Source organism: Pseudomonas sp. DF5 (genome assembly GCF_058148225.1).
In genome coordinates this window covers 277475-297690 of sequence record NZ_JBYVYM010000001.1, presented here as the reverse complement: position 1 = coordinate 297690, position 20216 = coordinate 277475, and the positions used below count along the sequence as shown (strand labels likewise).

Here is a 20216-nt window from a genome sequence, read left to right as displayed (position 1 = left end):
TGCCTCCGAAACCTCAGGTTCTACTCTTTTACGACAATCGATTAGTCAATCAGCCTCGTACCAACTCATCGTTTTCATCAGGCGGTTCTTTCTGGACGAGTTCTTCGTAATTTGCAGGCTCTGAACTTAAGGTGGCAGGCAGCCATTTGCCATTAACTTTCTCATAGCTACCTGCTCTGTAAGGATGACGGGCGACAATTTCGGTAATTTCTTTTTGGAAATTACTCTCTTCATACCAAACGCTGCCGCATTCACCGCATCCCCAGAATGGCGGCGAATGGGTGTCAATCAAATCTACCCATCCTGCGCATTGAGTAACAGGGCATCGATAATTTACGTCTTGATTCTGATTCTGAGCACTATCCGTAGTCTTGACGTATTGCGTAGAGGAGCCGCAGCAGGGGCACTCTATCATTATGAAGCGTTGACCCTTTTCGATTAGTGGCAAGACGAAGCTTTGCTGCTGCGCATTCAGTTCAAAGGTTTCCTTGCAGACTTGGCACTGTGTATTTTTAATTGAGTCCATATGGATTTTCCCCTTCAGGATACCAATGTAGAGCCTTGCTATTGGCTTTATGGTAGGCCTTGTCCATGAGAACAAGATTACTTTGACGATTGTTGCCTCCCCTGAAAATCGGCTTTTTATGATGTACATCAAAGCCATCAGGAACCAGGCCTTTCTTCATTCTGTCCACGCCAGCCTGACCATAGCGTTGGAGTGACTTGGGATCTTTGGACATTTTTTTCAAAAATTTCTGTTTGGCGCCGCCTTTTTTATCAAAGTTTGCTCGTAGCTTCTTAATCTCGCTTTTTGTTCTTTTGTGGTAACAGGTTTTCAGACCCCAAGGGTCAATCCAGGTAAACGGGTTCGGCGAATACTGATAAAGATTGAACCCACCCTCTAAACCAACAGGATCCGGCGTAGTAAACCGCCCCACATCCGGATCATAAAACCTGAACGTATTGAAATGCAGCCCCGTCTCCCGGTCCAGGTACTGCCCCTGAAACCGCAGGTTCTGTTCTTCGATGTAGTACGGCTCGCGCACCTCTTCTAACGTGTTGCCCCACACCCGATAACTCGCCTGCCAGACGTTGTGGCCGTCCGCTTCGGTGAGTTGTTCCGGCAGGCCGTTGAGGTCGTTGTGGTAGTAGCGGATTTTTTGCAGCGGGCCGGTGCCATCAACCCGGGCCAGGGGCTCGTAACCTTCGTCTTCGTAGAGGTAGAGGCTGGTCTGTTGATGGCGATGTTCCTGCAACAGGCGCAGGCCGTCCCAGGTGAAGCGGGTTTCGCCGAGAGGGTAGCCGTTGGTGTCGTGTACGGTTTTTTCGATGCGCCGGCCCAGTGGGTCGTAGGTCATTCTGACCACGCTGCCGTTTTCATTGCGCACTTCAATCAACCGGCTTTCGGCGTCGTAGGCGAAGCGCTGCAGGCCTCGTTGAGCGCTGCGTTTTTCGATCATCCGGCCAAAGGCGTCGTAGCGATAACGCTTGTCTTGATAGGTCAGCAGTTTGTTGTGCACCACCAGCCCGGCGCCGGGTTGTGGGCCGTCCAGCAGGTTGGCGGCGGCGTCGTAGGCGAAGGTTTCGCGCTGGCCGTGCAGGCTGTCCTGGCTGGCGATGATGCGGCCGGTGGCGTCGTAGTGCAGCAGTTGGCGGTGTTGCGTGACGGGTTGCTGGTCGAGTTTGCCGATCAGGTTGTCGGCGGGGTCGTACTCGAAATGTTTCTGCACCGCTGCCGGCATCAGCGATGGCTGGCTGGTGTGTCGGCGTTGGCGTGAGCGTAAACGCCCGCTGCGGTCGTATTCGCTACGAGTGCTGATCTGGCCTTGGGTGCGCAGCACTTCGCGGTGCAGGCGGTCGCGTTCGAAGTCGCTGATGACCTGGGCGTCGTAACTGAATTGGGTGCGTTCGCCGAGGGCATCGGTGATTGTTTGCAGATAGCCCCGGTTGTCGTAGTTGAACCGCGTCGGATAACCCGAACAATCGATGTGTTCGACCAGTTGGCCGAACGGGTTCCAGCGCAGTCTTTTGCTTTTGCCGGTGGCGTCGATGATCTCGACGACCTGGCCTTGGGTGTCGTAGCGGTAGCGGGTGATGTGGCCCTGCGGATCGGTTTCGGCGATGCAGTTGCCTCGCTGATCGTAGCAAGTTTGCTCCCTATCGGCGGCGCAGCCGTCGTAACCGGCTGATCGATACCTTTGAAAAAGACGGCGCTGGTGAGATCGATGACGAGCACAACTCAGGTAAATTGAACGAGGAAATATCCAGCTTCGTCGCCTTCCTTCATCTTTTTCGCCCGGTTGTCGGCAAAAACGTAGCCGATGCCACCGCCGAACAATCCTTCGTGGCGAGAACTGATTTTTGCGATATCGGCGTCCAATATCTGGGCTAGAAAATAATAGCGAGGGCTTTCATACAACGGATCTTGCAACCAGCCAGGGCGACCTAATATTTTGCTGATACTGGCGCCGCAGTCCGGATCCTCCAGCTCTTCGGTCATTTGTTCGTCCGTGAGGGGTTGCTGGGCAATGTAGCTTCGCGGAATCGGATCTTCCAGGGTCGGTGGCATAAGCTCGAAAGGCGCCAGCGTATGAAGCAGAACTTTACTATGTCCCTGTGCCAGCTTTTCCATCTCGCTCTGTTGGTGGACAGTCAATTGGCGTAACGATGACCGTTTGTACGTATCGCCTTCACGCTCCACGGAAACGAATACTGTCAGAGCCATACCCGACGGTATAAAAGAAGTGCTGAGGAAATCCGATGTCATCATAAGCACTGGTAGCATCAAATGACCCTTGGTTGGATCCTTTGGCCACAGATCAATATCGGTGAGTCGAGCGCCCCCGCCTATTTGTCCAAGGTTATGGTCTTTTTCGGAGAGGATGATTTGATTGATGCCCATAGTCCGTGATCCTTTAGAAGCAGCCTTTTCTTTTGGCGAATGATGTGGAAAAACGCCTTGCTGTTCGTGCCTGTTGTTGGGTGATGATGCCGGTTCTGACCAATGAGTTGTGAATAGCTTGGGACATGAGGCGAATTTCCAGCTTCCCGCGCTTGAGCATTTGATTAGGTCCCAGCCCGCGAGCACGGCGCAAACGATTTTCCTCGGCATGCACCATGTCGTGATGTTCGGGCGATAGCGCAATGGAAGGGTTACCTTTATAGCGCCGGCCCTTTGCAATACCTTTCTCTTCCAGAAACTTATTACGAACAATCTCGTGTGCTTCCAGCCCATCATTCTTGTGGGCTTTGGCACCGTAACCGGCCACCTCACCTTCTTTTAGCAGTCCAAGTGGGTCAATCCACCCGGTGGAGTTGGGAGCGTACTGGTAGAGATTGTATCCCCCCGCGAGCCCAATCGGATCCGGCGTAGTAAACCGCCCCACATCCGGATCATAAAACCGAAACGTGTTGTAGTGCAGCCCGATCTCCCGATCCAGATACTGTCCTTGGAACCGCAAATTCTGCTCTTCGATGAAGTACGGTTCACGCACCTCTTCAACTGTGTTACCCCACACCTGATACCGTGTCTGCCACACCGTATGCCCGTCGACTTCGGTCAGTTGTTCCGGCAGCCCATTCAGGTCGTTGTGGTAATACCGCACGCTCTGGTGTTCGCCTGTCCCATCAACGCGAGCCAGCGGCGCATAGCTATCTTCTTCATAGATATACAGGCTGGTCTGGCTATGCCGATGCTCTTGCAACAGGTGTAAGCCTTCCCAGTCGAAACGAGTTTCTCCCAAGGGATAGCCGTGACTGTCATGTTCGGTTTTAGCGATGCGTCGGCCCAGTGGGTCATAGGTCATTTTCACGACCGTTTCCCGCTCGCCTTTCTGGCTGCGCACTTCAATCAAGCGACTCTCGGCGTCGTAACCGAAGCGCTGCAGGCCCCTTTTAGCGCTGCGTTTTTCGATCATCCGGCCAAACGCGTCATAGCGATAACGCTTGTCCTGATAGGTCAGCAGTTTGTTGTGCACCACCAGCCCGGCGCCGGGTTGTGGGCCGTCCAGCAGGTTGGCGGCGGCGTCGTAGGCGAAGGTTTCGCGCTGGCCGTGCAGGCTGTCCTGGCTGGCGATGATGCGGCCGGTGGCATCGTAGTGCAGCAGTTGGCGGTGTTGCGCGGCGGGTTGCTGGTCGAGTTTGCCGATCAGGTTGTCAGCGGGGTCGTACTCGAAGTGCTTTTGCACGGCCGCCGGCATCAGCGATGGCTGGCTGGTGTGTCGGCGTTGGCGTGAGCGTAAGCGGCCGCTACGGTCATATTCGCTGCGGGTGCTGATCTGGCCCTGGGTGCGCAGCACTTCGCGGTGCAGGCGGTCGCGTTCGAAGTCGCTGATGACCTGGCCGTCGAGGTTGATCTGGTGCAGGTGGCCGCTGCCGTAGTACAGGCGATTGAGCCAGCGGCCGTCGGGCAGTTGGGTCTGGATCAGATTGCCGAGTTCGTCGTAGTGGTGGTGCAGGCTGCCGGCGGCGCTGTTTTCGGCGAGCAACTGGCCGGTGGCATCGTAGGCGAAGCTCAGGGGCTGGGCGTTGCCTTGCAGGTCGGTGAAGGCGGGTTACATGCCTGCTTTTGAGGTGTAGGCGATCCGTGGGAGGGAGCTTGCTCCCGCTCGGGGGCGCAGCCGTCGTAAGCCGGCTGATGCGGTTTATCTGGAGAATGCGTCAGCCTGTTTTGGGGCGGCTTCGCCGCCCAGCGGGAGCAAGCTCCCTCGCCACAGGATTTGCGTTTCGAAGCAAGCCCTGTGGCGTTCGCTCATTTATTCCTCGTCCACATCATCCTCATCGATCAGTCCTTGAACGAAACGGAGGAAGTTCGAGCAAATAGGCTTCTCGGATTCAGCCTGGTTCTCTTCCGGGCTAAGGTCACTATCAAACGTGTCAGTCGTGAAATAACTGATGGCTCCCGAATCAAGGTTCAAGCAAAAGAAATTGCCGCCCAGGTCGTCTGCGAAAGGAAGGAGATGTGCAGGAAGAACTTGTTTCTTCAGCATCAACTGATAGGTGGACAGCAGCGTGGGTTCACCATAGGTAATCGGCCTGAAAGAGGCGACTTCGATGGGGTCGAAAAAGTCTTCGCTGACCCAATAAGCTCGTTCCGGTATGCCGCCGTTGTACTTGAGGTAATGGTTTCGAAAGGGAGCCGGTAGCTTCTTGCCGATGACGGACTCCAGCTGGTCCAGATTCGCTGGGGTAATGGCCTTTTCGTAATCTGAGAATTTGTTTTCAAGCATTGAAATCTCCAATCATGAGCAGCGCCCAGGTTTGATTTTGGTGTTGGGAATCTTGTTGGCGAGCCAGCCTTTCTTAGACGCTGCTAGGACTGATTCGCTGCTGTCGTAATTAACTTTGAAATGTTTCTCATATTGCGCAACTGAGCCGCCATGGGGATAGGTGGCTTCGTGGGCAGATTTCCTGACAAGCTGCATCGTTGTGTTACCCGTTTTAGGGTCGAAGTCATCAACGTGGTGCCAGGTATAGTCCTTCTTGGCACTCCTTGGAATACCGGCTTCTTTATAGGCTTGAGTAAAGTCACGCGACCTGGAGCCTTGCATCTTGATAGTCACGATATTTTTTTGTGCGCCTTTAATCGGATACAAATCACTGCTTCCCGTGAAATCTACCCCGGCATACGCCCAGCCCCATGGATCCGCCCAACCGATAGGGTTCGGAGCGTATTGGTAAAGATTGAGCCCACCTTCCAACCCAATCGGATCCGCCGTCGTAAACCGCCCCACATCCGGATCATAAAACCTGAACGTATTGAAATGCAGCCCCGTCTCCCGGTCCAGGTACTGCCCCTGAAACCGCAGGTTCTGCTCCTCAATGTAATACGGCTCGCGCACCTCTTCTAACGTGTTGCCCCACACCCGATAACTCGCCTGCCAGACGTTGTGGCCGTCCGCTTCGGTGAGTTGTTCCGGCAGGCCGTTGAGGTCGTTGTGGTAGTAGCGGATTTTTTGCAGCGGGCCGGTGCCATCAACCCGGGCCAGGGGTTCGTAACCTTCGTCTTCGTAGAGGTAGAGGCTGGTCTGTTGATGGCGATGCTCCTGCAACAGACGTAGGCCGTCCCAGGTGAAGCGGGTTTCACCGAGCGGGTAGCCGTTGGTGTCGTGCTCGGTTTTTTCGATGCGTCGACCCAACGGGTCGTAGGTCATCCTGACCACGCTGCCGTTTTCATTGCGCACTTCAATCAACCGGCTTTCGGCATCGTAACCGAAGCGTTGCAGGCCCCGTTTAGCACTGCGTTTTTCGATCATCCGGCCAAACGCGTCATATCGATAACGCTTGTCCTGATAGGTCAGCAGTTTGTTGTGCACCACCAGCCCGGCGCCGGGTTGTGGGCCGTCCAGCAGGTTGGCGGCGGCGTCGTAGGCGAAGGTTTCGCGCTGGCCGTGCAGGCTGTCCTGGCTGGCGATGATGCGGCCGGTGGCGTCGTAGTGCAGCAGTTGGCGGTGTTGCGTGGCGGGTTGCTGGTCGAGTTTGCCGATCAGGTTGTCGGCGGGGTCGTACTCGAAATGTTTCTGCACCGCTGCCGGCATCAGCGATGGCTGACTGCTGTGACGGCGTTGGCGTGAGCGCAAGCGTCCACTGCGGTCGTATTCGCTGCGGGTGCTGAGCTGGCCTTGGGTGCGCAGCACTTCGCGGTGCAGGCGGTCGCGTTCGAAGTCGCTGATGACCTGGCCGTCGAGGTTGATCTGGTGCAGGTGGCCGCTGCCGTAGTACAGGCGATTGAGCCAGCGGCCGTCGGGCAGTTGGGTCTGGATCAGGTTGCCGAGTTCGTCATAGTGATAGTGCAGGCTGCCAGCCGCGCTGTGTTCGGTGAGCAACTGGCCGAGGGCATCGTAGGCGAAGCTCAGGGTTTGTGCGTGGCCCTGGTGGTCGGTGAAGGTGACGGCGGTGAGCTGGTCCAGTGAGTCGTAGGTGTAGTCGGTGCGGCCATCGTCGGTGACTTTGGCGATCAGCCGGCCGACGGCGTCGCGTTCCAGTCGGTGAACGATGGGAGCGGGGGGCGACTCGGGGACGACGGCCAGGCCGTTGCCGTAAGGCGCCGGCACAGCCGTGACCGCCGCGACGTTATCCAGCAGGTCATAGGTGTAGCGCTTGGCACTGCCATCCAGATCCTGCTGTTCGGTCAGCCGATCCCCTGCATCCCAGGCGAAGCGATAACTTTCGCCATTCTCATTGGTCAGCGCTTGCAGCCGCCCATAGCGGTCATATCCGAACTGCACCTGCCGGCCATGGGCGTCGGTACGCTGACGCACCTGGCCGCGGCGGTTGTGTTGATACAGGGTGGTGTGCCCGGCGGGGTCGGTATAACCGGTCAACTGGCCACTGACGTCGCGCTGATACTGCTCGGTGCGGCCGTCCGGCAATTGGCTGCTGAGCAACCGTCCCTGGGCGTCGTAACTGAATTGGGTGCGTTCGCCGAGGGCATCGGTGATCGTTTGCAGATAGCCCCGGTTGTCATAGCTGAACCGCGTCGGATAACCCGAGCAATCGATGTGTTCGACCAGTTGGCCGAACGGGTTCCAGCGCAGCCTTTTGCTTTTGCCGGTGGCGTCGATGATCTCGACGACCTGGCCCTGGGTGTCGTAGCGGTACCGCGTTACATGGCCCAGCGGATCGGTTTCGGCGATGCAGTTGCCGCGCTGATCGTAGCGATATTGCCAACTGTTGCCCGCGGTATCGGTTTCCACCAGCGGCAAGGCCCAGTGTTCGAGCCATAAGGTCGAGTCACTGCGGCCCAGCGGGTCGGTTTCTCCGATCAGGTTGCCGGCGTCGTCGTAGCTGTATTCGTAGCGTCCGCCCAGCGGGTCGGTCGCGCTGAGCAATTGGCGTTCGTCGTTCCACTCGAACTGCCAGGTCTGGCCGAGGTTGTCGGTGTATTCGGTGATCTGGTGCTGGGTGTTCCAGCGTCGTGTGCTGATGCGCTGTGAGCCGTCGGTGATGCGTGTGACACCGGCCTTCAGGTCATAGTCGAACTGGTAAGTGTCGCCCTCGTCGGTCCAGTGCCCGACCACGCGCCATTCAAGGTCTTCGATCAAGGCCCATTCATAGAAACAACGCAGCCCCGTGGGCAACTGATGCTCGACCATCCGCCGTCCGGCATCGTAGGCGAAGCGCCGTTGCACCTGGCCGGTGGCGTCGCGCACTTCGGCCAGGTTGCCGGCTGCGTCATAGCCGTAACTGACGAGTACTTCGCGGTGTTGATCGGGGTACAGACGTTCCACCCGAGCCACACGACCGCCTTCTTGAATCAGCTCGACCTGCACCAGATCGAAGGTGTCCCGCAGGCGCGCTAACCGTCCGGTGTCGTCATAGTCGAGGTGGATGCGGTTGTCGTTGCGGTCGCCCAATTGGTCAAGGCGCAGCAGCGCTGCATTGCCCGGCGTCGGATTGAACAAGCGGTACATGCCGTCATCGCTTTCAATCAACAGTTGTCCATTAACGTGCCGCCGAACACTCAGCCCTTCACCCGCGCTGAACACCGCACCGCCCAGAGGAATCGAGCCCATATCGATGCGCCGGCCCTGTTCATCGGTGTACACCAGCGTTTCCCCGCCCTCCGGGTGAGGCAGGATTTCAACCCGCACCTCGTAGGACACGCTCCAACCCGCGCCGAACAAGCTGTCGCGGCGTTCGTCGCGGCTGTTGTAGAAGCGCTGCCAATCGATCGGCAAGATGCCCGGCAGCACGAAGTCCAGCTCTTCATCGCCTCCCAGCACCTTGGCCCCGGTCGCAGCATGCACCGGATTCGACGAACCCATGGCGGCGTTGGCCATGGCGCCCATGGCGCTGCTGACGGCCATCGACGTCGCGCCGCCGATCAGCATGCACGGCAATTTGCTGAAGAACTTGCCCTTGCCGCCCTTGAGCATCAGCAACGCGGTGACCGCCAGCCCCACGCCCGGGGTCTTGCCGCTGCGGATCTCGCGCACCACCACCGAACCGCCGCCAATGGTCACGTTGGAGGAAATCAGCCCGGACGAAACGACCTTGGCATCGCAGGTGCTGCGGTCGCCGCTGCGCACGGCGGGCTGGCCGTTGATGGTGACCTTGTCCGAGCCCTCGGCCATGAACTGCGGCGGCATCGGCGGATGCTTCATGCAGACGAGCAGGTCCAGCGGCTTGGGCACGGCGCCGGGCGCCGGGGTGGCGACGGTGGGGCGCCACATCTGGGAGAAGAAGCTTTCGGCCATGTCCAGGTAACTGGCTTCGGCTTCGGGCTCGGGTATTTCCAGCTCGGTGCCGGCCGGCGCGACATGGGACGGAATCGCCCCGGCGGCCCGGGCGGCGGGCATGTTGTTGGTCAGGGTATTGGTGGAACCGGTGAGAATCGTCGCCTGCACCGTGGGCGGAAACAGCGAATTGCTGAAACTCTCGCACAGGTTGCTCAAGCCCTTGTCGGCCCCGGTTTTGCTCATGGCAAGGCCGACGATGGTGCCCACCACCGCGCCGAGCAGGAAGCAGCCGAGGCCGCCGGTGGCGACAGTGATGCCCGTGGCCGCCACCACGGCAGCCGTGGCCAGCGCGGTGATCGCGATGTTGGCTGCCACCTCCAGCACGCCGCCAAGAATGTCGGCCATCATCGAGGTGTGGTCGAGTGCATCGCCCAGGCGGGCGGCCCAGAGTGCGTCAGACATGCAGGGTGCTCATCAGGCCGGAACGTCGAACAACAGCGAACTCTTGATGGTCGCCCAATGCGCGGCTTCGGCATCGCCGAGTTTTTCCGCCTTCACGTAGCTCAGGGCGAGCATTTTACGGGTGCCGGGCAATACCAGCGCCAACTGATATTGGAAGACTTTGTCGTTGCCCTTGTTGAACTGGCTGCGCAACTCGATGCCTTCGACCTCTTGGCTGGCGCCCAGGCGCACGGCGACGCCCGGCTGAAAACGCAAGTCCTGCACTTGTTTTTCCAGGCGCTTGAGCTGGTCGTCGAAGTTGCTTTGCAGGGTTTCGCCCTCGGCCAGCAAGCTGCGGCTGACAATCAGCGAGGTGCCCAGTTCGGGGAACTTGAGGATGTTGATCGTCGCGTCTTGCAGCTCGCCTGCCGGCAGCTGGAACTGGAACTCATTGATGCGGTAAGTCATGGCGCTTGAATCTCGTGGTTAGCCCTTGGGCTTGGGGAATGCGGCATTGATATTGGCGTCGATGCTGGCCTTGACGCCCTGGCCGTCAGGCGTGGCGCCAGGGCCGCCGCCGTTGTTCAGGTGCAGCACGCCGCCGGTGTTGATCTCGGCGTCACCGCTGGCATAGAAGCTTATTTGCACGCCGGTCAGGTTGATCTGGCCGCTGGCATTGAGCTCCAGGATGCTTTCGCCGCATACCAGCCGCAGGTTTTCGCCCACTTCGATGACGTAGCTCTGGCTGATGCTGTCGGTCTTGCGCTGGCCCACCGACAGAATGTCTTCCTGCTTGACGATGCGCAGCCGGTTGTTGCCGATGGTCACCGTCTCGTTATGCCCGATGCTTTTGTTGCGGTCGTGACCCACCGAGTGGCTTTCATCCACCTCGACCACGATGTCCTGATTGCGCTCGGCATGGATGTACAACTGCTCGGCGCCTTTTTTGTCTTCCATGCGGATTTCGTTGAAATTGGCCGGCGAGCCGCCCTTGCTCGAACGGCTTTTCATGCCGCTCTGGGTAGCGTTTTCCGGCAAGTCGTAGGGCACGGTCTGTTCGGCGTTGTAGACGCGGCCGGTGATGATCGGCCGATCCGGATCGCCTTCGAGGAAGCTGACGATCACTTCCTGGCCGATCCGCGGGATCTGCATCGAGCCCCAGTTTTTTCCGGCCCAGGATTGCGACACGCGAATCCAGCACGAGCTGTTTTCGTTGGATTGGTCGTGACGGTCCCAATAGAAATGCACTTTCACCCGGCCGAACTGGTCGGTCCAGATTTCCTCGCCCTTGGGGCCGACCACCAGTGCGGTCTGCGGGCCTTTGACGATTGGGCGGTGGGTGTTGGGCAGGGGGCGATAGCTTTGTTGTGCATCTATGCAGGTCAGGCTGCTTTCGAACTGTGCCGAAGCCACGCCACCGCTGGTTTCCAGGCTTTCCTGGTCAATGTGGTAGCGGGCGCCGACGATCAGGTATTCGCGGTTCTGGTCCTGGCGGCTGAAGCCGGTGAGGCTGAACAAATGACCCGACCCCAGGCCTCGGGCGTTGCCGGCCAGCTCGACCTGTTCGTGCAGGGTCTGCAAGGCTTCGATGCGGGTACGTGCGTAGTGTTCGCCGTCTTCGCTTTGCACATAGGTGCCGGGGTAGTCGTACAGCGGATAATCGCCGGCGGTATGCGGACGGGGCATGGCCGAGCGCACGTCGATGCGCGCGCTGGGGCGCTGAAAGTCGTAGTCGTTGAGTTCCAGCGAGCCCGGCTGGACCTGCTGCGCCAGGTGCCAATCGAAGATGTGATCGCGTTCGCGCTGCTGTTCATTTTTTGGGTAGTAGGGCACCGAGGTGTAGCCGGGTGTGCTGGCGTGAGCGCCATAAGCATCGGCCAGCACCAGCACGTGACGATCCTGTTCATGACGAAAGAAGTAGTAGATCCCTTCCTGCTCCATCAGGCGGCTGACGAAATCGAAGCTGGTTTCGCGATACTGCACGCAGTATTCCCACTCGCGATAGGGCCGGCTCAGGGCGTCTTCGAAATCGGAAAAACCGAGGTCGCGAAACACCTGCTTGATGATCTGCGGGATGCTCAGGTTCTGGAAAATCCGGCAATCGGAGGTGCGAGTCAGCAGCCACAGCCAGGGCCGCAGTGTGGCTTGATAACTGGCGAATTGACCCTGGTCGACGTTCTGGCTGCAACGGGCAACGATGCCATGGAAATGACGCTCGCCACCGCCGTCCAGTTGCAGGCTCAGGCACATGGGTTTGCCGAGCAACTGGTTGAGGTCGATGGCGTTGTCCAGCGAGTGCAGCTGCAACTCATAGTTGAACAGCCGCCCCAGCTCTTCGCTGCCGCCCATGTCTTTGAGCAACAGCACCTCCGGCCCGAGAGGGCTGGTGACTTTTGCTAGGCGTGAGGCTTGGTTGAATAACATGGGCTGTCCTTATTCGCTGTCGCAATCCTTTTGACGCTGCCGAAGATTGCAGCCTTTTGACTTTAAAGATCAAGAGATTGCAACCTTCGGCAGCTCGTACAGAGGAGCGTGATCGCCTGGGGCGGTAACGCTGAAGCCATAATGTAGTTTGTTAGTTGAGGGAGAGGAACCAGGTTCTTGATTGTTGCCAGGCATTACCTGAATATCTGCTCCTCCGCGCGTCACCTCACGTCCATGGAAGGCGATCACTGTGACCTCTTACCGCATTCAAGAAGCTGATCTCGAAATCCCCGATACCTGGCAGGACCAGAGCATCAATATTTTTAAGCTCAGTGAAGCGCTAAAGGCATACGTGGAAAAAGCAGACGCTGACTCAATTCGCGTTCGAATTATTGATCCCACGCTGGACTCCGCTTTGCATGCTATCGGGTTTTCGAAGACGGCAGAGAATGATGTTTATTTTTTGGATGTCCCGGACGATAAGCAGAAGGCTAGGGTATTTGATGCTCTACGTTTACTGGGAGCGGCCTTTTCGGCGGGTAAGGAATGGTGCCCGTCTGAAATCTTTGAATACCTTCGAGACATGGGTTTGCTGAGCGGTAAGTTTTTGAGAATCTCGTGGACGCAGCCCGACCAATACCTTCTTACGGACGCCTGAGTCATGGCAACAAGGGGAGAGTTTTCAATGAGTACCCATCCAGAGAATGTATTGCTGCTTGCCCTGGCCAATGATGAGTTGGATAAATTCCTCGTAGGCGAGCCGTTCTACTTCCAGGAGGCCCAAAGCGACAACGATGAGCCGCAAAACGTTGTCGTAGCCTTCGATCTGCTGGTGTTGCGTTACTGGCAGCAGACCCGGGATGCCAGCTTCCCTGCATGCTTCGTGGCGGCTCTTCTCAAGCTTCTCGCGACCTACCCCGATCGTAATCGGGCGATCTATGCCGTAGCGGGCTGGGTTTGGTACTACCTTTTTTGCCTGAGCCAAAAGCGCGAGGAGCCCGAGGGGCTCTATGCCGAGCTGTTCGAAATCGACATGGGGTCCGTGGCCTTAGCCCTTCGAGGGCAGCTTGAGATCAATCAGGCAGCGCTTATCCTGGATACACGTTGGGCTGGTGGCAGCTGGAACAGCGAGAGCGGTTTATGGGAGCCGTTGATGCGTACCGCCCTGAACGTCAGGGACAAGCTTGGAGGACCGGACTGCGTGCCTGCCAATATCTGATGAGTTATGGATCGCTGGATGTAATCGATGTCGGAAGCATTTCACTAAACGACCTCAGTTGAACGGTATTGGCGTTTTAGAGATGACTGTGAAATTTCAGGATGTTTTGGTAAGTCGCGAACACATGTTCTCTGTGGGCTTCGAACAAGACTCGGGCCGATTTTACGTATCTATACCGGTCAGCAACGGCATGGTCGACTACGAGGAATACTATGAAGTTGATCGCGCGACCTTTGATCTTTTTAAGCGTGACCCGGATGCTGCACTGCCGTTTGTTATGCGTTGCAGGAAGCGTGAAGTGGACGAACTGTTGATTGTCCAGCCGGGTACCAACCGCGGCACCGCCATCTGATGATGGGCTCGCGCCGCTTTTTCCCTGGCGGAACCGGATCAAGTGTGGGAGTTCAGCTGTCTATCGATATGCCTTCAAAATAAAAACCATCAAGACAGTTGCTCCCACATTGACCGTGTTCTGGTCAGGTCATGCGGCGTCGCTGAAGTCGTAGTGCAATTCGTTATCCCGGGTGCTGATCCGTACCCCTGCCAGCGCCTTGCCTTCGAGCATGCGGGTGAGGAACTCACGGCTCATGTCCGGCAGAAGACTGTTGGTCAGGATGGTGTCGATCATCCGCCCGCCGCTTTCGGTTTCGGTGCAACGGGAGACGATCAGGTCGATCACCGCGTCGTCGTAGTCGAAAGCCACTTTGTGGGTGTTTTCCACGCGCTTCTTGATGCGGTTGAGTTGCAGGCGGGTAATGGCCTTGAGCATCTCGTCGCTGAGCGGGTAATACGGAATGGTCACCAGGCGGCCCAGCAAGGCCGGTGGGAAAATCTCCAGCAGTGGTTGGCGCAGGGCCTTGGCGATTTCTTCGGGCTCCGGCACGTTTTGCGGGTCTTTGCAGACCTGGGCAATCAGCTCGGTGCCAGCGTTGGTGGTCAGCAGAATCAAGGTGTTCTTGAAGTCGATCACCCGGCCTTCGCCGTCCTCCATCACGCCTTTGTCGAAGACCTGGAAGAAGATCTCGTGCACGTCCGGGTGGGCCTTTTCCACCTCGTCCAGCAGCACCACGCTGTAGGGTTTGCGCCGCACGGCTTCGGTCAGCACGCCGCCTTCGCCATAGCCGATGTAGCCCGGTGGCGCGCCCTTGAGGGTGGACACCGTGTGAGCTTCCTGGAATTCGCTCATGTTGATGGTGATGACGTTTTGCTCGCCGCCGTACATGGCTTCGGCCAGCGCCAGGGCGGTTTCGGTCTTGCCCACGCCGGAGGTTCCGGCGAGCATGAACACGCCAATCGGTTTGCTCGGATTGTCGAGGCCGGCGCGGGAGGTCTGGATGCGTTTGGCGATCATCTGCAAGGCGTGGTCCTGGCCGATGATGCGTTTCTTCAGGTGCAGGTCGAGGTTGAGCACGGTTTCCAGTTCGTTACGGGCCATGCGCCCCACCGGAATCCCGGTCCAGTCGGCGACCACCGAGGCCACGGCCTGGTAATCGACCGTCGGCAGAATCAACGGCGTTTCCCCTTGCAGGGCGCTGAGACGCTGTTGCAGGTCCACCAGTTTTTCGCGCAAGGCGTGGCTGGTCTCGCTGCCGTCCTCGCTGTCCACCACGCCGACGCGTTCACGCAGGGTGGCGCGGGTGGCGAGCAATTCGTCTACCAGGGTTTTCTCTTCGGCCCAGCGACTTTCCAGCTCGGCGAGGCGTTCGCGCTCGGCACTCAGCAGGTTTTCACTTTGGGTTTGGCGGGCGCCGATGACGATGCCGATGGCGTGCTCGCGGGCGATGATCTGCAGCTCGGTTTCCAACGCCTCGATGCGCCGACGGCTGTCGTCCACTTCGGCCGGCACGGCGTGCAGGCTGATGGCAACGCGGGCGCAGGCGGTGTCCAGCAGGCTCACGGATTTGTCCGGCAGCTGGCGCGCGGGGATGTAGCGATGGGACAGTTTGACCGAGGCTTCCAGGGCTTCGTCGAGGATCTGCACCTGATGGTGTTTTTCCATGGTCGAGGCCACGCCACGCATCATCAACAGCGCCTTGTCTTCCGACGGCTCGGCCACTTGCACCACCTGGAAGCGGCGGGTCAGGGCCGGGTCTTTTTCGATATGCTTTTTGTACTCGGCCCAGGTCGTGGCGGCCACGGTGCGCAGGGTGCCCCGGGCCAGGGCCGGCTTGAGCAGGTTGGCCGCGTCCCCGGTGCCGGCGGCGCCACCGGCACCTACCAGGGTGTGGGCTTCGTCGATAAACAGGATGATCGGTTTTGGTGAGGCCTGGACGTCTTCGATGACCTGGCGCAGGCGCTGTTCGAACTCACCTTTCATGCTCGCGCCGGCCTGTAACAGGCCGACGTCCAGGCTGCGCAGTTCCACATCCTTGAGCGCCGGCGGCACGTCCCCGGCGACGATGCGCAGGGCAAAACCTTCGACCACCGCGGTTTTACCGACGCCGGCTTCACCGGTCAGAATCGGGTTGTTCTGCCGACGGCGCATGAGGATGTCTACCAGTTGGCGGATTTCTTCGTCACGCCCGACAATCGGGTCAAGCTTGCCGCTGCGGGCCTGTTCGGTGAGGTCGACGGTAAAGCGCTTGAGCGCCTCCTGCTTGCCCATGGCACTTGGGGCCATGGCGCCACTGGCTTCACCGGGCACGCTGCCGGCGTTGAAACCATCGCTGGCGCTGAGTGCATTTTCCGGCGAGTCGCCGACGTACTCGTCAAAACGCTCGCTCAGGGCCTCGACCTTGATCTTGTCGAACTCTGCCGACAGTCCCAGTAATCCATGGCGCAGGCTTGGGGTCTTGAGGATGCCCAGCACCAGATAACCGGTACGCACCTGGCTTTCGCCGAACATCAGGCTGCCGTAGACCCAGCCACGCTCCACGGCTTCTTCCACATGGGAAGACAAGTCAGTGATTGACGTCGAACCCCGTGGCAAACGGTCCAGGGCTTCGGTCAGGTCACGGGCCAGGCGTGCCGGCTCGATATTGAACTGGCGGATGAGGCGGTGCAGGTCCGAGTCCTGCAGTTGCAGCAACTGATGAAACCAGTGGGCCAGTTCCACGTAAGGGTTTCCGCGCAATTTGCAGAACACCGTGGCGGCTTCGATGGCTTTGTAGGCCACGCTGTTGAGTTTGCCGAACAACGCGGCGCGACTGATTTCACCCATGCTCTTGGCTCCTTGAGATCTGTGAGGTGTTGACTTGCTCGGCGTAATGCCGGGCCAGTATTAAATCCTTGGCATCCTTTTCGGGCCGGCCCAGCCACATGTTGAACCCCAGGCGAAAGCGGCCATTGAGTTGCAACGCCGGGACTTCGGGCTGTTCCAGAATCAGGTTCAGGTCCCAGTCCAGTTCATGGCCCAGGTATTCGGCCACCCAAGTCACCAGCTCATTGAAGGGTTGACTGCCGGGCAGCATGCCCATGTAGTCATCCAGCTTGAGCGGCCCCAGGCGTATGCGGAATTTGTGTTGGCGATCCCAGACGTAACGGCCCAGGCAAAAATCCACGCCCAATTGATGGGCGCCGACACCCACGCGGCTGCGCTCCGGCAACTCAAGCCATTGGCCGACGTACTCTTCGATCTCCACCGGCAGGCCGAAGTACTCGCTGATAATGGCTTTCAAACCGTCCGGGTAGCGGGTTTGCGCCGACAGATGACCGCTGTAATGCAGCTTCGCGGTGTCGGGGATCAGCCCCTGTTCGAGCAGGCTTGGCATGCCTCTGCCGCTCAGTGCTGCCAGGCGTGCCGACCAGTAGTCATCGTCGGGGCGATCATGGCTGACCGTCGGCCGCGCTTCGGCCCAGGCCCGGTAAAACAGGCTCAGCAGGCGATGATGGAACACATCCAGAAAGCGTTTGCTGGTGCTGTCGGCGTTGTTGCGCTGGCGTTCGCGCACATATTCGGTGAGGTGCAACGGTAATGGGCCGTTGGGGCCGCCGAGGCCGAAAAAGAATTGCTCCAGGCGCGCCGGCGAACCGTCGATGCCCGGCTGCACCGAGGCCAGGGTCGAAGGGGCGAAGGTGCAATCGGCCTGTTGCCCAAGGCGCAGGGGATCATCGGCCAGGCGTGACGAACGGCCCAGGCGCGGTAGCTCGGGCGATTCGCACTCGATGCGCCGCAACGCCTGGAAGAAGTCGTACTCCCAGGGTTCCTGTTGCATTGCGTCCAGGGTATTCACAGGGTCGGACGGCGTCCGGGCTTGGCTTTCCATCGCATGATCTCGCCGCGTTCGGTGGTACGGATCACCGTCTCGGTAAAACTGTTGATCGACACGTAACGTGCCAGGAAGCGTTCGAGCACGGCGCCGAGCAAGAAGACCCCGGTGCCGCGAAACGCGTTTTCATCGAATTCCAGGGTGATCTCCAGCCCACGGCCAAACACGATCGGGCCGGGCATCGGCAAACGTCGGGTACAGGCCTTGCTGCTGACTTCACGCAGGCCTTCGATCTGCAACTGCAAGGCTGCATCGTTGTCATCGCCATACAGACGCAGCAGCTCGCGCAGGGCGGCGGCCCCCTGGCCTTGTTCGCTGAGGGACAAGTAGTTCAGTGAAAGCTGGCTGATCAACCGCCAGGCCTTGGCGTCGTGGGCATGGCTGGCGCGTGGGCGGCTCGGGCCTGCCACGCAGCGCACCGCAGCGACCGGTGCACTGTCGGCCAGAGTGAAATCGGTCTTGCTGTTGCCCACGCTCATGAACAGCGGCAGGTCGCGGTTGGTACACAACGCCGTTACGCCCAGTTGGCGCAGGTCATGGCGATAGGGCGCCTGCTGGCTGTCTACCAGGCTGACGAAGGTTTCGCTGCCGATGTACGTCGAGCGCGGGCCGTTGCGTCGCTGGCCGCTGGACAACACGCGGGGTTCGCGCCGCACCGTGTACCAGGCCTGATCGCGGCCGTAGCGAGACGGATCGCGTACCGCATAGAACGGCAAAAAAGGCTGCTCCGCCCCGGTGCCGTGGCCGGTGAGGGCGGTCAGGGAATGAATCTCGAAATCCATCGGCCGGGTACGGTCGGCGATCACATGGTGTTCATTCACCCGTTCCGACAAGTGGATGCGATCCAGGCGCTTGGGAAACAAGTTGATTGCCGGGGTGCAGAACGGCAGGAACTGTGCGGCACCGACACTGCCTTCCAGGCTCGGATCGTGACGGTCGAACAGCACGATCAATTCCAGCTCCTGGCCCTGGCAGCGTTTGACCGCGCGGCTCAACCCGGTGAAGTCGACAAACAGAAAGCGGCGGGGCAGGGCGAAGTATTCCTGCAACAGGCGATAACCCTGGAAGGCTCGCGAGACCACTGGCAACGCGGCGTCGGCATCGTCGAACCCCACGGAACGCAGGGCGTCCTGCGGCAGGCGTTCCACCCAATCGGCGCCGGGCTGGCGGGCGAACACGGCGCAGGCGTTGCCCAGCAGCTGTTCGTAGAGGCGGAAGGGCTGCTCGTCCGCACCGTTGAGGTACAACGGCAGGTTGTCCAGGGCCAGACTGTTGAACGGCAGTTCGGCGCCGGTGCGCAGTGTCAGGCGCAGGCCGGCCTTGGCCTTGGGGGCGCTGGCGGCCAGCCGCCCGAGCACGGCGGATGGGTTGCCGAAGTACTCGGCATGGCTGACCTGCAATGGCCATAACGTCACCGCATGGGCGGTGCGGTACTCGCAGCAGGTTTGGCTTTCGCGACCCAGGGCTGCGCGCAGAACCGTATCCCGGGGCAACGGGAAGCCGCTGCTCAGCGAGCCTTCATCGGGGTCGGCCTGCAATTGCACCACGGTCATCGAGGGTGTCGGCGCCAGGTAATGGGGGTAGGCGATTTCCAGCAGGTTGTGGGTGAAGGTCGGGTATTCGGCATCGAGCTTGAGCTGTACCCGCGCCGTCAGGTAGGCGAACCCTTCCAGCAAGCGCTCGACGTACGGGTCGGCGCAGTCCATGCCAGACAACGTCAGCCGACTGGCGATTTTTGGGTATTCCTGGGCGAACTCCGCCGCGCTTTCGCGCACGTGGTGCAGTTCCTGGTTGTACAGCTCCAGCAGGCGCGGGTTCATGAGTGTCTCCGCTGGTCGGCGTTGACCACTCGCACATGGCCGGATTCCAAATCCAGATCGGTTTGCAGCATCAGGCGCAGCGGCACTGGCTGGGCCCAGAGGTCGCCTTCGATCTCGAAACTCAGGGCGTTGTGATTCATCTCGGCGGATGCCCGGGCTCGCACGCGCAGGGTATGGCGCAGAATCCGCGGCTCGAACGTGGCGATGGCCTGGTGGATCAGTGCTTCAAGCGCCGCGATATCGACGTTCGATGCACTGTTGCCGGCCAGCGCCGGCAGCCCGAAGTTGATCACCGAAGTGCCGGCCGGTGTGTGCAGGGTCGCATCGGCGCTGAGCAAAGACGTGGTGTTGAGCAGCCACGCCAGGTCCCGCAGCACCGAGGCTTTGAGTTGGGTCAGGGACAGTACGCGCTTGTCGGCGCTTTCCTTGAGGTTGCTTGGGTCGTCGTCGGTCAACCGATCCAGCAGGGACGGTTGCAGGCGATCACGGGTGGCGATTTCGGTTACCACGAGAAATGCGCCACGAAATTTTTCTGGTCCATGCCGCCGGTCATGCAGCCAGCACTATGGGCGACGTTTGACACTTCCATGGGCTGACCTTTGATTTGGCGGATGGCCTGATACCGAGCGTCACAAGCACGGCTGGGAGGGGGCTCGGGCGTGGAGTGCTCCACGATAATGATTTGGGCGTTGTTGAAGGTTTCGACCCGTGGCTGACCCTCACGGTTGACACTCAGAAAACAAGGCCACGGCATGTCTAGTTTCAAGATGCTTTGGTCCTGTTTGCGTAACGCACATTGCTGATCGTGGTTTTCCAGAGTCAATGTTTGTCCGGCGACAATGACTTCATTGCTGGGGGCAGCAAGTGGTTGCTGCCCGGCCCAGGCGTTGAGGCTCAACGGCAGGCAGCCGGACAGCAGCATCAA

Annotated in this window: 14 protein-coding genes and 3 pseudogenes; 4 read left to right on the top strand and 13 right to left on the bottom strand. The window is 59.3% G+C overall.

Features of this window, described 5'->3' with window-relative positions; all coding sequences use genetic code 11:
* Positions 1-49 precede the first annotated feature (49 nt).
* Both AC30D7_RS01410 and AC30D7_RS01405 read right to left on the bottom strand, forming a co-directional pair.
* Positions 50-526, bottom strand: coding sequence for a hypothetical protein (locus tag AC30D7_RS01410; RefSeq protein WP_490132747.1), 477 nt, complete (start codon positions 524-526; stop codon positions 50-52).
* Positions 527-836: 310 nt separating this feature from the next.
* Positions 837-1892: pseudogene (locus AC30D7_RS01405) on the bottom strand (RHS repeat-associated core domain-containing protein); the annotation flags it as partial.
* Here AC30D7_RS01405 and AC30D7_RS01400 point away from each other — a divergent pair.
* Positions 1827-2189: a hypothetical protein gene (locus AC30D7_RS01400; RefSeq protein ID WP_490132746.1), complete on the top strand. Its 363-nt coding sequence runs from the start codon at positions 1827-1829 to the stop codon at positions 2187-2189. The pseudogene AC30D7_RS01405 and the gene AC30D7_RS01400 sit on opposite strands and share 66 nt — an antisense overlap.
* A 50-nt stretch (positions 2190-2239) precedes the next feature.
* Here the strand turns inward: AC30D7_RS01400 and AC30D7_RS01395 are convergent, their stop codons facing one another.
* From AC30D7_RS01395 to AC30D7_RS01370, 6 genes and pseudogenes are all read right to left on the bottom strand, one after another.
* Positions 2240-2902, bottom strand: coding sequence for a hypothetical protein (locus AC30D7_RS01395; RefSeq protein WP_477748449.1), 663 nt, complete (start codon positions 2900-2902; stop codon positions 2240-2242).
* 382 nt (positions 2903-3284) lie between these two features.
* A pseudogene (locus AC30D7_RS01390) lies at positions 3285-4547 on the bottom strand (RHS repeat-associated core domain-containing protein); the annotation flags it as partial.
* A gap of 207 nt (positions 4548-4754) precedes the next feature.
* On the bottom strand, positions 4755-5228 hold the full coding sequence (locus AC30D7_RS01385) for an SMI1/KNR4 family protein (protein ID WP_489839193.1): 474 nt from the start codon (positions 5226-5228) through the stop codon (positions 4755-4757).
* Positions 5229-5240: 12 nt separating this feature from the next.
* A complete protein-coding gene (locus tag AC30D7_RS01380; RefSeq protein ID WP_490132745.1) occupies positions 5241-9641 on the bottom strand; it encodes an RHS repeat-associated core domain-containing protein in 4401 nt (1466 codons plus the stop codon).
* 12 nt (positions 9642-9653) lie between these two features.
* Positions 9654-10088, bottom strand: a complete 435-nt coding sequence (locus AC30D7_RS01375) for a DcrB-related protein (protein WP_052967849.1) — start codon at positions 10086-10088, stop codon at positions 9654-9656.
* An 18-nt stretch (positions 10089-10106) separates the two neighbouring features.
* Complete coding sequence (locus tag AC30D7_RS01370) at positions 10107-12044, bottom strand: type VI secretion system Vgr family protein (protein ID WP_490132744.1); 1938 nt, start codon at positions 12042-12044, stop codon at positions 10107-10109.
* A 250-nt stretch (positions 12045-12294) separates the two neighbouring features.
* Here AC30D7_RS01370 and AC30D7_RS01365 point away from each other — a divergent pair.
* The 3 genes and pseudogenes from AC30D7_RS01365 to AC30D7_RS01355 form a co-directional block, all read left to right on the top strand.
* Positions 12295-12375, top strand: a pseudogene (locus AC30D7_RS01365) (hypothetical protein); the annotation flags it as partial.
* Between the two features lie 354 nt (positions 12376-12729).
* The gene (locus AC30D7_RS01360; protein ID WP_490132743.1) at positions 12730-13263 is read left to right on the top strand and encodes a hypothetical protein; all 534 of its coding nucleotides are present in this window, start codon (positions 12730-12732) and stop codon (positions 13261-13263) included.
* Positions 13264-13351: 88 nt separating this feature from the next.
* Positions 13352-13615: a hypothetical protein gene (locus tag AC30D7_RS01355; protein ID WP_477746240.1), complete on the top strand. Its 264-nt coding sequence runs from the start codon at positions 13352-13354 to the stop codon at positions 13613-13615.
* 129 nt (positions 13616-13744) lie between these two features.
* Here AC30D7_RS01355 and tssH read toward each other — a convergent pair whose 3' ends face one another.
* From tssH to AC30D7_RS01330, 5 genes are read right to left on the bottom strand one after another with little or no spacing between them, the layout of a single operon-like run.
* Positions 13745-16423 carry a type VI secretion system ATPase TssH gene (tssH, locus tag AC30D7_RS01350; protein WP_490132742.1) on the bottom strand — a complete coding sequence of 893 codons (2679 nt, stop codon included), beginning with the start codon at positions 16421-16423 and terminating at the stop codon, positions 13745-13747.
* The gene (gene tssG, locus AC30D7_RS01345; protein WP_490132741.1) at positions 16416-17468 is read right to left on the bottom strand and encodes a type VI secretion system baseplate subunit TssG; all 1053 of its coding nucleotides are present in this window, start codon (positions 17466-17468) and stop codon (positions 16416-16418) included. The genes tssH and tssG overlap by 8 nt, the downstream gene beginning before the upstream one ends.
* On the bottom strand, positions 17432-19291 hold the full coding sequence (gene tssF / locus AC30D7_RS01340) for a type VI secretion system baseplate subunit TssF (RefSeq protein ID WP_490132740.1): 1860 nt from the start codon (positions 19289-19291) through the stop codon (positions 17432-17434). The genes tssG and tssF overlap by 37 nt, the downstream gene beginning before the upstream one ends.
* The gene (tssE, locus tag AC30D7_RS01335) at positions 19288-19800 is read right to left on the bottom strand and encodes a type VI secretion system baseplate subunit TssE (protein WP_490132739.1); all 513 of its coding nucleotides are present in this window, start codon (positions 19798-19800) and stop codon (positions 19288-19290) included. The genes tssF and tssE overlap by 4 nt, the downstream gene beginning before the upstream one ends.
* Complete coding sequence (locus AC30D7_RS01330) at positions 19794-20213, bottom strand: hypothetical protein (RefSeq protein ID WP_490132738.1); 420 nt, start codon at positions 20211-20213, stop codon at positions 19794-19796. The genes tssE and AC30D7_RS01330 overlap by 7 nt, the downstream gene beginning before the upstream one ends.
* Positions 20214-20216 lie beyond the last annotated feature (3 nt).